Here is a 14,188-nt window from a genome sequence, read left to right as displayed (position 1 = left end):
GGCTTTCATTACGATAATCAGTGTAAGCTATTTTGATGGCTAATGATTACGGCTTGTAGATGATCTCTACGTCGTAATCATCTTCATTCCAGTTATCCCAGTCATCATCATCGTCATCATCTTCTTCAGCTTTTTTAATTTGCTCAGCGTGATAATCGTCCCACTTAAATTCAACCTTCTCAACTTTCTCTTCAACTTCGTCAAACTTATTCTGAGGAAGTGATTCGATCGTTGTCATTAGGTCGTAAGTTAGTTCTTTAGTACCGTCACGAGTAAGTGCAGAGATACAGTAGTAATCTCCTTCCCACGCTAACGCTTCTAAAACTTCGCTAATTTTCGCTTGTGTATCTTCTTCTGACAACAAATCAACTTTGTTGAAGATAATCCAACGCGGTTTATTTGCTAACTTATCACTGTATTTGTCCAGCTCGTTAATAATTGTAAATGCATTCTCAATTGGGTCTGAACCATCAGCAGGTAGCAAATCAATCATGTGCAGCAGTACACGACAACGCTCTAGGTGCTTAAGGAAACGAATACCTAGACCTGCGCCATCAGCAGCACCTTCAATCAAACCAGGAATATCAGCAACAACGAAACTACGCTCAGCATCAACACGCACAACACCTAAGCTAGGAATCAAGGTGGTGAATGGATAATCAGCAACTTTCGGCTTAGCAGCAGATACAGAGCGAATGAAGGTAGATTTACCGGCATTAGGTAAGCCAAGCATTCCTACATCAGCAAGTAACAGTAGTTCAAGACGTAAATGACGAATTTCACCTTTACTGCCCATTGATTTTTGTCGAGGAGCACGGTTCACAGATGACTTAAAGCGTGTGTTACCAAGACCGTGGAAACCGCCTTTAGCAACCATCACTTTAACGCCGTGATCCGTTAAGTCAGCAATGACTTCACCCGTCTCTTCGTCGATCGCGCGAGTACCAACAGGAACAGTCAAGATCTTATCTTCACCACGATGACCCGTACAGTTACCACCACGACCATTTTCGCCACGTTCAGCAGCATGGAAGCGCTCAAAACGGAAATCAATCAATGTATTAACGTTTTCATCTGCGAGTAGGTAGACGTCACCACCATCACCGCCATCACCGCCGTCAGGACCGCCTCGAGGCACATACTTTTCAGTACGGAAACTAACGGTACCGTTACCACCGTCGCCAGCATCAGCTCGAATTACCGCTTCATCTACAAACTTCATCTTTTTCTCCGCACTGTGGCGTTTAACATACGAGTCTGACTTACTTACATGCTTTACGCACATTAAATTAATCAGATTGTATTAATCATTGTAATGGACCTTGGCTATTTGTGCTGGCGAATAATTTTATGGCCAATTGCACAAAACATGGCACTGCTCACCACAACCATTGCACCGAGATACCCTAAAGTATTAAGGTCTGCCGCGACAAAAAATTGTGGCCAAATCAAACTAGCAAGGTCTACAAATAATATCGTAAACAAGGGAGCAAGGGTAATAACCGCACTCACTTGTGAGGCTTGCCAACGTGCCATTGCTTCAGCAAATGCACCGTATCCTACAAGCGTATTAATACAGCAGAACATCAACATGCCCAACTGTCTCGAATCCATTAATAAAAGCTGCTCTGGTTGAGCCATCGGCATAAGCATTAATGCACAGATCACATAGATCATTAGTAAGATCTGAGGTGAACTGAACTGCTTAAGCAAGCACTTTTGTGCCAGCGCATAAACAACCCAAACTAAAGCGGCGACGACAGCTAATAATACGCCAAGCGTATATCCTGTAAAACTCGTTAATAAATCAACTAGCTTCTCATTAAAAAACAGGAGCAAACCGAACACCAGGCATGACACACCAATTATTTGGTGTGCGCCTAACTTTTCTTTAAACAGCCATACACTCGACAATAACAAAATGACGGGAGCCAACTGAATAATGACCTGAACCACTGAAGGGTCTAGGAATTTTAATGCACTGTTATACAGTACAAAGTTACCAGCAAGACCAATACTACCCAGCAATAACAGACCAATGTCTGGAAGACTAGCAGATTTAACTTGAGGTAATTGCTTTCGCCAAAATAACCAAGCACCTAAACCAATAGAAGCAGTTACAAAGCGGTACCAAACGATGGTAAAAGGATCCATCACTTCTACAGCTTGTTTCATGGCTATGGGCAAAGCCCCCCAAAAAACAGCCGTTGTCAGTGCTAAAGCCATACCAGCTGCAGGGTTATGAGTAGACATAAACCCTCCATAAATAAAAAGCCCCGCCAGTAGGCAGGGCTTTAAGATTCGTTACGAGGCTAAATTAAGCAGCTTCGATAGTTACGAATTTGCGGTTTTTAGGACCTTTAACTTCGAACTTAACTTTACCGTCAGTAAGTGCGAATAGTGTGTGGTCTTTACCCAAACCAACGTTAGTGCCTGCGTGGAACTTAGTACCACGTTGACGAACGATGATGTTACCTGCAAGAACAGATTCACCACCGAAGCGCTTAACACCTAAACGTTTACTTTCTGAATCGCGGCCGTTATTAGTAGAACCGCCAGCTTTTTTGTGTGCCATCTTTAAATTCTCCTAGTTATTAAGCGCTGATGCCAGTGATTTTGACTTCAGTGAACCACTGACGGTGGCCCATTTGCTTACGAGAATGCTTACGACGACGGAACTTAACGACTTTAATCTTATCGCCACGACCGTGCGTTACAACTTCAGCAGTCACTTTACCACCAGTTACGAATGGTGCACCAACTGTTACTTCTTCACCGTTAGCAACTAAAAGAACGCAATCAAACTCAACGTTTGCGCCAGTTTCAGCTTCTAGTTTTTCCAAGCGCAAGGTTTGACCTTCGCTTACTCGGTGTTGCTTACCACCACTTTGGAAAACAGCGTACATGTCTTACTCCGCTTCTCCGCATAGGCCATTTGCCACGTAAATTTTGGGCAATGGGTATGCGCTTAATCTTGTCATCAATAGGGCGCGAATGTTACGTGAAAATGACGCTTCTGGCAACCCATTAAAGAAAGAAAATTGGTGGAAAGGTGTTCAATAATTTAAGCGGTCTCATTATGATTAATCGGGGTTATGAATAAAGATATAATTTAGTGTAAGATTCCATAACTGTTTTGAATAATTCTCCGCCTTAAGCGGCCAACAATTTTGCTGGATGTATAATGGATTTTAAAGCTATCCAAGCGCTCACCGCCAACGATATGGCGGAAGTTGACGCGAAGATACAAGCACAACTGAACTCAGATGTAGCTCTTATTAATCAACTAGGCTTTTACATTGTAAGCGGCGGTGGCAAACGCTTACGTCCGATGCTTGTCGTTCTTGCCGCTCGTGCTTTGGGCTATCAAGGAGACAAACATATAACGGCTGCTGCATTTGTAGAATTTATTCATACTGCGACATTGTTACATGACGACGTTGTTGATGAATCAGACATGCGCCGTGGTAAAGACACAGCCAATGCTGCATTTGGTAATGCTGCTAGCGTTCTTGTCGGGGATTACATTTATACCCGTTCATTTCAGATGATGACGAGCCTTAGATCATTAAAGATCCTCGATGTCATGAGTGAAGCAACAAATGTGATCGCGGAAGGTGAAGTTCAACAGCTAATGAACTGCAATGATCCTAATACGACTGAAGATAACTATATGCAAGTTATCTACTCTAAAACGGCTCGCCTTTTTGAAGCTGCAACTCAGATTTCTGCGATTATCACAGAATCCTCTACTGAAGTTGAAATTGCACTGCAAGACTATGGTCGTTACCTCGGTACTGCTTTTCAGCTCATTGACGATGTGTTGGATTATGTCGCAGATGGCAAGGAAATGGGTAAAAACGTGGGTGATGACCTTTCTGAAGGTAAACCAACCCTTCCACTGCTACATGCTATGCATAATGGTAATGAAGCGCAGTCAGCCATGATTCGTGAAGCGATTGAAAAATCCAACGGTATGGACAAACTAAACGAAATTCTTGCCGCCATGCACGAAGCTGGCTCTTTGGAGTACACTCAGCAACGCGCGGAAGAAGAAGCCGACAAAGCAATCGCAGCACTAGCACCCATTGCTGAATCTGATTACAAAGAAGCGTTGATCCAACTCGCTCATTTAGCGGTTAAACGTACAAAGTAAAATAGATCTTTCGATAAAAGCCTGCCTCGTGCAGGCTTTTTTATGCCTCAATGATCTTCACTGTGATCTATATGCCAATATCTGATCGTGCCTATACTTGAATGAACGAAGACCGCTTCAGCATGTAAAGTAACAGGAGGCGTTATGCAAATTAAAGATCTAAAGCAGGGGATGTGGATCGAGTGCCAGCAGGGGGTGGCTGAAATCATTTCAATTGATCAAGCGCATAACTCAGTGATCATTGAAAACAGAGACGATCATACTCGCAATACCATAAAATACGATGACATTAGCGATCAACCGCAACTTCATACAGGTTGCGACAGTTACTATTAACGGAGCTAGTCATTAAATTGATGTACATTGCAAATCTTAACGCATAAAAAAGCGGCATATATAATGCCGCTTTTTGATGAACGTTATATGCTACTACTATTTAGCAGCAAACTCTTCACCTAGTGTAATATCTGAAGTCAGAGTATCTAGCATGTTATTTAGTGCTTCTTGTTCAAAAGTACTTAACTTGCCGTAATCCATCACTTCTTCTACACCTTCTTTACCTAATAGAACTGGCTGTGCAAAGAAACGGGCATGCTTACCGTCACCTTCAACATAAGCACACTCAACAATACCTTGTTCGCCTTGTAGGGCGCGAACAAGTGAAAGACCAAAGCGATAAGCCGCTTGACCCATAGATAGTGTTGCAGACCCCCCACCCGCTTTAGCTTCTACTACTTCAGTACCTGCATTTTGAATGCGTGGCGTTAATGCTTTAATTTCTTCTTCAGAAAACTCAACACCTTCAACTTGAGACAATAAAGGTAGAATAGTTACACCTGAGTGGCCACCAATAACAGGTACTTGAATGTCACTTGGTTTTTTACCTTTTAATTCAGCTACAAATGTCTCTGAACGAATAATATCGAGCGTTGTGATACCAAATAAACGACGTTTATCGTATACCCCTGCTTTTTTCAATACATCTGCAGCAATCGCCACTGTTGTATTTACAGGGTTCGTAATAATACCGACGCATGCTTTAGGACATACTACAGCAATTTTTTCAGCTAAAGATTTAATGATACCCGCATTGACGTTGAAAAGGTCAGAACGATCCATTCCAGGTTTACGTGCAACACCAGCAGAGATTAATACAACATCAGCACCTTCCAGTGCAGGCGTTGGATCGACACCGCCATAACCCTTAATAGAAACAGGAGTTGGGATATGGCTAAGATCAGCCGCAACACCAGGAGTTACTGGTGCGATATCATATAGCGCAAGATCAGAACCTGCAGGTAAGCCGTTTTTCAACAGTAAAGCCAATGCCTGGCCAATACCACCTGCAGCACCAATTACAGCAACTTTCATTTTCGTTCTCCTTTACGATAGAAGTATAATTTCAGACCTGCTAAAGACGTTATAGCAAGCAATTGTTAAATACAATCGAACACAATCAGCTTTGCGAAGTCACGCACTCTCATCATAAGGTGGGCTTACTACGTGCGACAAGGAAAAGAATGAATGAATAACACTTACACCACAAAATTTATTCATCGCAACAAACAACAACACTGCATAACAGATCAAATAAGTTGTACGAAAAGATATTGACCGAGCCTATAACAGTGATTGAAACGTCAGTTTCAATGAACACTGTTTGCTACTAACCAACAGGTTATGCAAAAATACGTCACCTCGTCCCTGTACATAAAATTTACTTATGCGAAATTCAGATAAACAAGAACGCTTAATTAAAGCATTCAAAGCTATTCTAAAAGAAGAAAAGTTCAGCTCCCAAGGTGAAATTGTTGATGCCTTGAAAGCTCAGGGGTTCGACAACATCAACCAATCTAAGGTCTCCCGCATGCTGACCAAGTTCGGTGCTGTCCGTACTCGTAATGCAAAAATGGAGATGGTCTATTGTTTACCAATTGAACTAGGTGTGCCGACAACTACAAGTCCTTTAAAGGAACTCGTAATGGAAGTGGGTCATAACAGCGCCCTAGTTGTCATTCATACTGGCCCTGGTGCCGCACAAGTTATCGCTCGCTTACTGGATTCACTAGGTAAAGCAGAAGGTATCCTTGGTGTTGTTGCAGGTGATGATACAATTTTCATCACCCCAACCAACACAACAACAACAGAAGAGCTCTTTAATTCTGTGTGTGACCTTTTCGATTACAGCATCTAATCAAAAATTGGGGGCTTCCGGCCCCCATTAAATGAGATAAAGCTCACAATCAAGAAAACTTATTCCTCCTCGTTAAAACACTACCAAGCAACTGATAAAAAAGACAAATAATAATAAACAGCCAATTCCCCCTCACCTTTTCATCAAATATTTGGTGCATCTTTGTTAACACGGTTTTAAATATTTCCATCATTTTTGCTATTATCTTGCTGATTTACTTCCGCAAGGATGCCTTTCCATGATGGAAAAGATTTCCTAACTGGAGATAACTACAACCAATAAGGGACAAGCATGGCATTTAAAAAACTACTAAAAATGAGTGCACTAGCGGGCGTTGTAATGACAGCTGGCATGGTTAACGCTCAAGAATTCGTAACCATTGGTACTGGCTCTGTTACTGGTGTTTATTACCCAACAGGCGGCGCTATTTGTAAACTAGTCAATAAAAGCAGCAAAGAGCACAATGTTCGTTGTTCTGTAGAATCGACAGGTGGTTCTATCTATAACGTCAATACAATGCGTGCTGGCGAATTAGATTTTGGTATTGTTCAATCAGATTGGCAGTACCACGGTTATAACGGTACAAGTAAATTTGAAAAACAAGGACCGTACAAGAAATTGCGTGCTGTATTCTCATTACATACAGAACCATTCAACATCATCGCCCGTACTGATGCCGGTATTGATAGCGTTGAAGATTTAAAAGGCAAGCGCGTAAATATTGGTAATCCAGGTTCAGGTGACCGTGCAACAATGGGGGTTGTAATGGACGCCCTAGGTTGGACTAACGCTGACTTTAAACTCACGTCAGAATTAAAAGGTTCTGAGCGCTCACAAGCACTTTGTGATAATAAAATTGACGCCTTTGTCTATGTTGTTGGTCACCCAAACGGTTCAATCAAAGAAGCTACAACATCTTGTGATGCGAAGCTAATACCTGCAACAGGCGCTGCAATTGAAAAAATTGTTGCTGATAACCCGTACTACACAACAACAACAGTACCAGGTGGCATGTATAAAGGCTCAAACGAAGATGTAAACAGCTTCGGTGTTGCAGCAACGATGGTTTCTACAACAGATGTTTCTGATGAAGTCGTTTACGAAGTAGTAAAAGCCGTATTTGAAAACTTCAGCACCTTCAAACGTCTACACCCAGCATTTGCTAACTTGAAGAAAGAAGACATGATCAAAAATGGTCTATCTATCCCTCTTCACCCAGGTGCAATCCGCTACTACAAAGAAGCTGGTCTTCTTCCAAAATAATCAAGATTGACTACATTTAAGAGGCACTCCGCTGCCCCCATGCGCCGCGATTGCGGCGCATGTTATTTAACATGCCCATAAAAAATCATAAAAAACAGGATGCTGCATGACGAAAACAACAGACACGTCACCAGATGTTCAAGACATGGTGGCACAAGCAGATACTGGTGCACGAAACCCCGCTGGTATTGCTGGGCGTATTTTATGGTTAGTTCCACTGTGTTGGTCACTATTCCAATTATGGTACGCATCACCACTCCCATTTATTTTTAACTTTGGCATCCTTAACGATACCGAAGCACGTTCAGTACACCTCTCTTTTGCTATTTTTCTTGCGTTTACCGCTTACCCTGCTCTAAAAAACTCGCCACGCAATCATATTCCAGTTGTTGATTGGATCCTGGCGTTAGCGGGCAGTTTTGCCGCTGGTTATATCTACATTTTCTATACCAGCCTCGCTGAACGTTCAGGCGCTCCTACTCAAATAGATATTGTGGTTGCGGTAATGGGCATGATCCTATTACTTGAAGCAACTCGTCGTGCACTTGGTCCGCCTCTAATGGTTGTCGCAGCTGTCTTCTTGCTGTACACCTTTGGTGGCCCACATATGCCAGATGTTATTGCACATAAAGGGGCTAGTCTAAATAAGGCAATGTCTCATTTGTGGCTAACTACAGAAGGGGTATTTGGTGTTGCACTTGGCGTATCAACCTCCTTCGTCTTCTTATTTGTATTATTTGGTGCAATGTTAGAGCGAGCCGGAGCTGGGGCTTATTTCATTAAAGTCGCATTCTCTTTATTAGGTCATATGCGTGGCGGGCCAGCTAAAGCCGCCGTTGTTGCATCAGGTTTATCAGGGTTAGTATCTGGCTCATCAATCGCGAACGTTGTTACCACTGGTACCTTTACGATTCCATTGATGAAGCGCGTCGGATTCTCCGGCGAAAAAGCCGGGGCCGTTGAGGTCGCAGCGTCAACTAATGGACAGCTTACTCCACCAATCATGGGTGCGGCAGCATTCCTAATGGTTGAGTATGTCGGTATTTCTTATGTCGAAGTTATTAAAGCGGCAATTTTACCTGCATTAATTTCGTATATTGCCTTGCTATATATTGTCCACCTTGAAGCCTGTAAAGCAGGTATGACTGGGCTACCACGTCGTTATAAGCCAACCATGGCACAAAGCTTATTATCATTTGTGGTCACGATACTGGGTCTGATAGTGATCAGTGGTGCGGTTTATTACGGTATCGGCTGGACAAAAGATGTATTCGGCACAGCTGCAACGCCAATGATTGCTGTTGCGATTTTAATTGCCTATGTTGCTTTGATAAAAGTCTCGGCTAACTATCAAGATCATACGATGGAAAGCCCAGATGAAGAGCTAACCGAAGTGCCAGAACCAGGCCCTACGATTAAATCTGGTCTGTATTTCTTATTGCCTATCGTTGTACTGGTTTGGTGCTTAACCGTTGAACGCTTTTCTCCTGGTCTCTCTGCGTTTTGGGCAACCGTCTTTATGATTTTCATTTTACTAACACAGCGCCCATTATTGGCACTGTTTAATAAAGAAAAAACATTAACCGATGCCGCACGCGAAGGTGCTAATGATCTCATCGAAAGTCTTGTTTCTGGTGGCAGAAACATGATCGGTATCGGTGTCGCAACAGCAGCGGCAGGTGTCGTGGTAGGCGTAGTTACACTAACGGGTATCGGCTTGGTAATGACTGATTTTGTCGAGTTCATTTCAGGCGGAAACATCATGTTAATGCTGCTATTTACGGCAATTATTAGCTTAATATTAGGAATGGGGCTGCCAACAACCGCGAACTACATCGTAGTATCAACGCTAATGGCACCCGTTATTGTGACGCTTGGGGCACAAAGCGGGCTCATTATTCCGTTAATTGCAGTGCACCTATTCGTATTCTATTTTGGTATTCTTGCCGACGATACGCCACCTGTCGGTCTTGCCGCTTTTGCCGCCGCAGCGATTGCCAAATCTGACCCCATAAGAACTGGTATTCAAGGCTTTACCTACGATATTCGAACCGCGATTTTACCCTTTATGTTTATCTTCAATACGCAATTATTGTTGATCGACATTGATTCCTGGTGGCACCTCACCCTTACTATCGTATCAGCCGTTATAGCAATGTTAACCTTCTCTGCCGCGACACAAGGTTGGTGGTTTACCAAAACGAAATGGTGGGAAGTCGCATTACTCCTCTTAATTACCTTCTCATTATTCCGCCCTGGTTATTGGTGGGATATGGTCTACGATGCCAAGCATGAAATGCCAGGTACATTGATCGTCGACGCTGCAGATAAGTTAGCGGTTGGCCAACCTCTTGAATTACAAGTCAGTGGTGAAAACTTAGAAGGTAAGTTTATTACTAAGCATGTACTGTTACCATTTGATGAAGATGCCATTGATCCCAATGATCGCATTGCATCAACAGGGCTGATGCTACGTCAAGACGGTGAAAAAATGATTGTTGATATGATTGAGTTTGGTAGCTCTGCAGAAGCAGCAGGTATCGACTTTGATTGGGAAATCACGAAAGTGAGCCTTCCGGCAGTCAGACCAATGAAAGAATGGGTTTTTGTTCCCACTTTACTTCTCTTAGGTGCTTTAGGATGGAACCAACGCCGACGAGCAAAAGCTGAATTGAAAAAATAACGACTCAGCATAACGGTCTAAGCTCTAAAGGGAGCATCCATTCCTTTAGAGCCATACAATTATAGAGAATAATATGTATAAGCAAATTTTGGTTCCTGTTGATCTAAATGAAAAAGGTTTCGCAGACAAAGCGGTTGAATTAGCGGTTTGGCATGCAAAACAATCTAACGCGACAATTCATTTATTAAATGTATTACCAGGTATTCACATGTCGTTGGTATCGAGCTACTTCCCCAAAGATGCAGCTCGTAAAATGATGCAAGATACTCAAAAGCAACTCAAAGCATTTTCAGAGCAATATATTCCAGATGAAGTATTACATCACCTGCATGTTTGTGAAGGAAAAACTTGGACAACAATCCTTGAGTATTCAGAGAAAATTGGTGCCGATCTCATCATCATGCCAAGCCATAAACGATCGAAAATCGATCGAGTCATGCTAGGCTCTGTCGCTTCAAAGATCGTTGAAAATTCACCAATTAATGTCTTGGTATTAAAGCCGCAGGCTCACCTTAAATAAGTGAACGAGACAAATAAAAAAGCCCACAATCGTGGGCTTTTTCTCAATAATAATCGCTATTTTTTTCGCTGATCATACCCCCAGCGAGGAACAAGACCTTGCTCAATCCCTAAATGGTCCAGCATTCTTGCGACCATAAAATCAACAAGATCATTGATGGATTCAGGCTGATGATAAAACCCCGGAGCTGCGGGCATTATAGTCACCCCCATTTTTGATAGCTTCAACATATTCTCAAGATGAAGTGTAGAGAACGGTGTTTCTCGTACTACCATTAATAGCTGCCCACGCTCCTTCATAACGACATCGGCTGCACGTTCTAGCAGATTGTCAGACATACCGTGTGCGACAGATGCTAGCGTTCCAGCAGAGCAAGGACATACAACCATTCTCTTCGGTGCCGCAGAGCCTGATGCAACTGGCGAGAACCAATCATCTTTACCACATACTGATAGTTGACTGGCGTCGCACTGTAAATGCTCAACTAAAATAGCCTTCGTAGCATCAGGGCCAGCAGGTAGCTTCAAGCCATGCTCGGTAGCCAACACCACCCTTGCAGCAGACGAAATCAGCAAATACACATGATAATCAGCAGCAAGCAAGCACTCTAATAAACGCAAGCCATAAGGAGCACCAGAAGCGCCAGTCCACGCTAAGGTAATGCGTTTATCTTTCATTGTTCAAACCCTTAATCACCATTATTTAGCCGCTAGAGCAGCAAGTAGCTTGTCATGAATGCCACCAAAACCACCATTGCTCATCACTAGAATAGTGTCGCCATCTTTCGCTTCAGTGACAATTTTATCCACCAGCTTATCGAGGTCAGTATCCGTTGTAGCAGGCTGATAACAACCATCGGCAATTTCATTAACTGACCATGGAATAGTATCTGGTTGATAGATAAACACATAATCAGCAGCATTTAATGCCGGAGCGATATCCCCTTTATGCACCCCTAGTTTCATCGTATTTGAACGCGGTTCTAGTACTGCCAAAATACGTTTTTCATCGCCTACTTTTGCGCGTAATCCACCTAAGGTCAGCTCAATCGCGGTTGGGTGATGGGCAAAATCATCATAGACCTTAACGCCTTTCACTTCGCCTTTTAATTCTAGACGGCGCTTAGTATTAATAAATGTTGCTAATGCTTCACAGCCCAGATCTGGCGTAACACCAACATGACGCGCCGCTGCGATCGCCATTAATGCATTACTCACATTATGATCACCGACTAAATCCCAACGTACTGTACCGATCATTAAGCCATCAAGGTACACATCAAATACACTGCCATCAGCCAGTTGCTTTTTCGCAATCCAATGACCATCGTCTCCGGTAAACTCAAGCTCACTCCAACACCCCATATCAAGGGTCTGCTGAATACTCTCTACACCTTTGGGTGCCAAAATACGCCCATTACTTGGCACGGTTCTCACTAAGTGATGAAACTGACGTTGAATGGCTTTCAAATCATCAAAAATATCAGCGTGATCGAACTCCAAATTATTCATAACAAGCGTTCGTGGGTGATAATGAACAAACTTAGAACGTTTATCGAAAAAAGCACTATCGTATTCGTCCGCTTCGACAACGAAAAACATACTTTCACCTAAGCGGGCAGAGATACCAAAGTTGCCAAGTACTCCCCCCACAAGGAAGCCCGGTTCATACCCACAATCTTCAAGGATCCACGCTAACATGCTGGCAGTTGTCGTCTTACCATGCGTACCCGCGACAGCTAAAACCCAACGATCATGTAATAGAAACTCTTGTAGCCACTGGGGACCAGAGGTATAGCGCAAATTGCTATTCAGTACATGTTCAACGCACGGGTTACCACGGCTCATTGCATTGCCGATAACCACCAAATCAGGCGCAGGGCTTAATTGCGCAGGATCATACCCCTGAATAATTTCAATCCCCTGAGATTCAAGCAAAGTACTCATTGGAGGATAAACATTGGCATCACTGCCAGTCACTTTATGGCCTAATTGTCTGGCTAGGGTTGCTGCCCCGCCCATAAATGTGCCGCATATACCTAAAATATGAATGTGCATAACGTCTGGCTCACTGGCTAAATTAAGGTCATTTCACGCTTTTGTATTACTTCGTTACCATAAAAAAGATCTTTCTATACAATTTGTCATATACAAACAGGTAACACTTTATAAAACAGGTACGCAAAATTGTCCATTCGAGACATTGTACCTGACATAAATGCCCCAGTGACAACTTGATGCAAGGATTGTACATGCCCAATATGAAAACTCTTGGTGAGTTCATCGTAGAGAAACAAAATGACTTCCCCCATGCTAGCGGTGATCTATCATCACTGTTAGGCTCGATAAAACTTGCAGCAAAGATCGTCAACCGTGAAATCAACAAAGCTGGATTAGTTGATATTACAGGTGCCGTAGGCAGCGAAAATGTTCAGGGTGAAGAACAGCAAAAACTTGACCTGTATGCCAACGATAAATTCAAGGCAGCAATGGAAGCTCGAGACCAAGTATGTGGTGTAGCGAGTGAAGAAGAAGATGAAGCGGTTACGTTCAATAAAGATCTAAATCGCAATGCTAAATATGTCATCTTAATGGATCCACTTGATGGATCATCAAACATTGACGTCAATGTATCTGTCGGTACTATTTTTTCTATTTATCGTCGCGTTTCACCGATTGGTACAACACCCACTCAAGAAGATTTCTTACAGCCAGGTAATCAACAAGTGGCTGCTGGTTATGTGATCTATGGGTCATCAACCATGCTGGTTTACACCACAGGTAATGGCATTCATGGCTTTACCTATGATCCATCATTAGGTGTCTTCTGCTTATCGCATGAAAATATGCAGATCCCAGAGGATGGGCAAATTTACTCAATAAACGAAGGGAACTACATTCGTTTCCCACAAGGGGTTAAAAAGTACATCAAGTTCTGCCAAGAAGATGTACCAGCAGATAACCGCCCTTACACTTCTCGTTATATTGGCTCTTTAGTATCAGATTTTCACCGTAATCTGCTAAAGGGTGGTATTTATATGTATCCAAGCACGGCAATGTATCCAAACGGAAAGCTCCGCTTATTGTATGAATGCAATCCAATGGCATTTTTAATGGAACAAGCCGGTGGTGTTGCTTCAGATGGAAAAAATCGCATCTTGGACATCATACCAACCGAGTTACATCAGCGTATTCCCTTCTTCGTAGGCTCAACCAATATGGTTAAGCAAGTTGAATCATTTATAGAAGAATACCCAGAGCAATACTAATAAAATAACAACAGGTTGTGCATTGCAACCTGTTGTACCTCATCACAATACATGTTCAATGAAAGCCTGTTCATCGAATAATATAGAGATAGGTCAGCCTTTTT

General features: G+C 42.8%; 14 protein-coding genes. 7 read left to right on the top strand and 7 right to left on the bottom strand.

Annotated elements, in window-relative coordinates:
• Positions 1 to 46: 46 nt before the first annotated feature.
• From cgtA to rplU, 4 genes are all read right to left on the bottom strand, one after another.
• Entirely contained in the window at positions 47 to 1,222 is a 1,176-nt protein-coding gene (cgtA, locus tag C9J47_RS22125; RefSeq protein WP_107255441.1) for an Obg family GTPase CgtA, read from the bottom strand.
• Between the two features lie 104 nt (positions 1,223 to 1,326).
• The gene (locus C9J47_RS22120; protein ID WP_107255440.1) at positions 1,327 to 2,253 is read right to left on the bottom strand and encodes a DMT family transporter; all 927 of its coding nucleotides are present in this window, start codon (positions 2,251 to 2,253) and stop codon (positions 1,327 to 1,329) included.
• 64 nt (positions 2,254 to 2,317) lie between these two features.
• Positions 2,318 to 2,575 carry a 50S ribosomal protein L27 gene (gene rpmA / locus C9J47_RS22115; RefSeq protein ID WP_006228392.1) on the bottom strand — a complete coding sequence of 86 codons (258 nt, stop codon included), beginning with the start codon at positions 2,573 to 2,575 and terminating at the stop codon, positions 2,318 to 2,320.
• A 19-nt stretch (positions 2,576 to 2,594) separates the two neighbouring features.
• Complete coding sequence (gene rplU / locus C9J47_RS22110; protein ID WP_006228393.1) at positions 2,595 to 2,906, bottom strand: 50S ribosomal protein L21; 312 nt, start codon at positions 2,904 to 2,906, stop codon at positions 2,595 to 2,597.
• A 278-nt stretch (positions 2,907 to 3,184) separates the two neighbouring features.
• On the opposite strand from rplU, the gene ispB reads away from it, so the two are divergent.
• Both ispB and C9J47_RS22100 read left to right on the top strand, forming a co-directional pair.
• Entirely contained in the window at positions 3,185 to 4,156 is a 972-nt protein-coding gene (gene ispB / locus C9J47_RS22105; protein WP_107255439.1) for an octaprenyl diphosphate synthase, read from the top strand.
• A gap of 144 nt (positions 4,157 to 4,300) precedes the next feature.
• Positions 4,301 to 4,492, top strand: coding sequence for a hypothetical protein (locus C9J47_RS22100; protein WP_107255438.1), 192 nt, complete (start codon positions 4,301 to 4,303; stop codon positions 4,490 to 4,492).
• A 96-nt stretch (positions 4,493 to 4,588) separates the two neighbouring features.
• Here C9J47_RS22100 and mdh read toward each other — a convergent pair whose 3' ends face one another.
• The gene (gene mdh, locus C9J47_RS22095; protein WP_107255437.1) at positions 4,589 to 5,527 is read right to left on the bottom strand and encodes a malate dehydrogenase; all 939 of its coding nucleotides are present in this window, start codon (positions 5,525 to 5,527) and stop codon (positions 4,589 to 4,591) included.
• Between the two features lie 352 nt (positions 5,528 to 5,879).
• On the opposite strand from mdh, the gene argR reads away from it, so the two are divergent.
• The 4 genes from argR (at position 5,880) to C9J47_RS22075 (ending at position 10,816) form a co-directional block, all read left to right on the top strand.
• Positions 5,880 to 6,350, top strand: coding sequence for a transcriptional regulator ArgR (gene argR, locus C9J47_RS22090; RefSeq protein WP_107255436.1), 471 nt, complete (start codon positions 5,880 to 5,882; stop codon positions 6,348 to 6,350).
• Positions 6,351 to 6,641: 291 nt separating this feature from the next.
• The gene (locus tag C9J47_RS22085) at positions 6,642 to 7,613 is read left to right on the top strand and encodes a TAXI family TRAP transporter solute-binding subunit (RefSeq protein WP_107255435.1); all 972 of its coding nucleotides are present in this window, start codon (positions 6,642 to 6,644) and stop codon (positions 7,611 to 7,613) included.
• 106 nt (positions 7,614 to 7,719) lie between these two features.
• Positions 7,720 to 10,296 (top strand): TRAP transporter permease, encoded by a 2,577-nt coding sequence (locus tag C9J47_RS22080; RefSeq protein ID WP_107255434.1) that lies wholly within the window; start codon positions 7,720 to 7,722, stop codon positions 10,294 to 10,296.
• Positions 10,297 to 10,369: 73 nt separating this feature from the next.
• Complete coding sequence (locus C9J47_RS22075) at positions 10,370 to 10,816, top strand: universal stress protein (RefSeq protein WP_107255433.1); 447 nt, start codon at positions 10,370 to 10,372, stop codon at positions 10,814 to 10,816.
• A gap of 56 nt (positions 10,817 to 10,872) precedes the next feature.
• On the opposite strand, the gene C9J47_RS22070 is transcribed toward C9J47_RS22075, so the two are convergent.
• Positions 10,873 to 11,493 (bottom strand): flavin prenyltransferase UbiX, encoded by a 621-nt coding sequence (locus C9J47_RS22070; protein WP_107255432.1) that lies wholly within the window; start codon positions 11,491 to 11,493, stop codon positions 10,873 to 10,875.
• 21 nt (positions 11,494 to 11,514) lie between these two features.
• Complete coding sequence (gene mpl, locus C9J47_RS22065; protein WP_107255431.1) at positions 11,515 to 12,873, bottom strand: UDP-N-acetylmuramate:L-alanyl-gamma-D-glutamyl-meso-diaminopimelate ligase; 1,359 nt, start codon at positions 12,871 to 12,873, stop codon at positions 11,515 to 11,517.
• A gap of 194 nt (positions 12,874 to 13,067) precedes the next feature.
• Here mpl and fbp point away from each other — a divergent pair, with 194 nt between their 5' ends.
• Positions 13,068 to 14,084 (top strand): class 1 fructose-bisphosphatase, encoded by a 1,017-nt coding sequence (gene fbp / locus C9J47_RS22060; RefSeq protein ID WP_107255430.1) that lies wholly within the window; start codon positions 13,068 to 13,070, stop codon positions 14,082 to 14,084.
• The last annotated feature ends 104 nt before the right edge of the window (positions 14,085 to 14,188 follow it).

Origin of the sequence: Photobacterium indicum, assembly GCF_003026215.1 — a bacterium.
In the GTDB taxonomy this organism is placed as follows: Bacteria; Pseudomonadota; Gammaproteobacteria; order Enterobacterales; family Vibrionaceae; genus Photobacterium; species Photobacterium indicum.
This window is presented reverse-complemented; position numbering and strand designations above follow the sequence as displayed.

Coding starts and splice junctions, on each gene's coding strand:
- cgtA (WP_107255441.1), bottom strand. CDS start 1,222: ATGAAGTTTGTAGATGAAGCGGTAATTCGAGCTGATGCTGGCGACGGT.
- C9J47_RS22120 (WP_107255440.1), bottom strand. CDS start 2,253: ATGTCTACTCATAACCCTGCAGCTGGTATGGCTTTAGCACTGACAACG.
- rpmA (WP_006228392.1), bottom strand. CDS start 2,575: ATGGCACACAAAAAAGCTGGCGGTTCTACTAATAACGGCCGCGATTCA.
- rplU (WP_006228393.1), bottom strand. CDS start 2,906: ATGTACGCTGTTTTCCAAAGTGGTGGTAAGCAACACCGAGTAAGCGAA.
- ispB (WP_107255439.1), top strand. CDS start 3,185: ATGGATTTTAAAGCTATCCAAGCGCTCACCGCCAACGATATGGCGGAA.
- C9J47_RS22100 (WP_107255438.1), top strand. CDS start 4,301: ATGCAAATTAAAGATCTAAAGCAGGGGATGTGGATCGAGTGCCAGCAG.
- mdh (WP_107255437.1), bottom strand. CDS start 5,527: ATGAAAGTTGCTGTAATTGGTGCTGCAGGTGGTATTGGCCAGGCATTG.
- argR (WP_107255436.1), top strand. CDS start 5,880: ATGCGAAATTCAGATAAACAAGAACGCTTAATTAAAGCATTCAAAGCT.
- C9J47_RS22085 (WP_107255435.1), top strand. CDS start 6,642: ATGGCATTTAAAAAACTACTAAAAATGAGTGCACTAGCGGGCGTTGTA.
- C9J47_RS22080 (WP_107255434.1), top strand. CDS start 7,720: ATGACGAAAACAACAGACACGTCACCAGATGTTCAAGACATGGTGGCA.
- C9J47_RS22075 (WP_107255433.1), top strand. CDS start 10,370: ATGTATAAGCAAATTTTGGTTCCTGTTGATCTAAATGAAAAAGGTTTC.
- C9J47_RS22070 (WP_107255432.1), bottom strand. CDS start 11,493: ATGAAAGATAAACGCATTACCTTAGCGTGGACTGGCGCTTCTGGTGCT.
- mpl (WP_107255431.1), bottom strand. CDS start 12,873: ATGCACATTCATATTTTAGGTATATGCGGCACATTTATGGGCGGGGCA.
- fbp (WP_107255430.1), top strand. CDS start 13,068: ATGCCCAATATGAAAACTCTTGGTGAGTTCATCGTAGAGAAACAAAAT.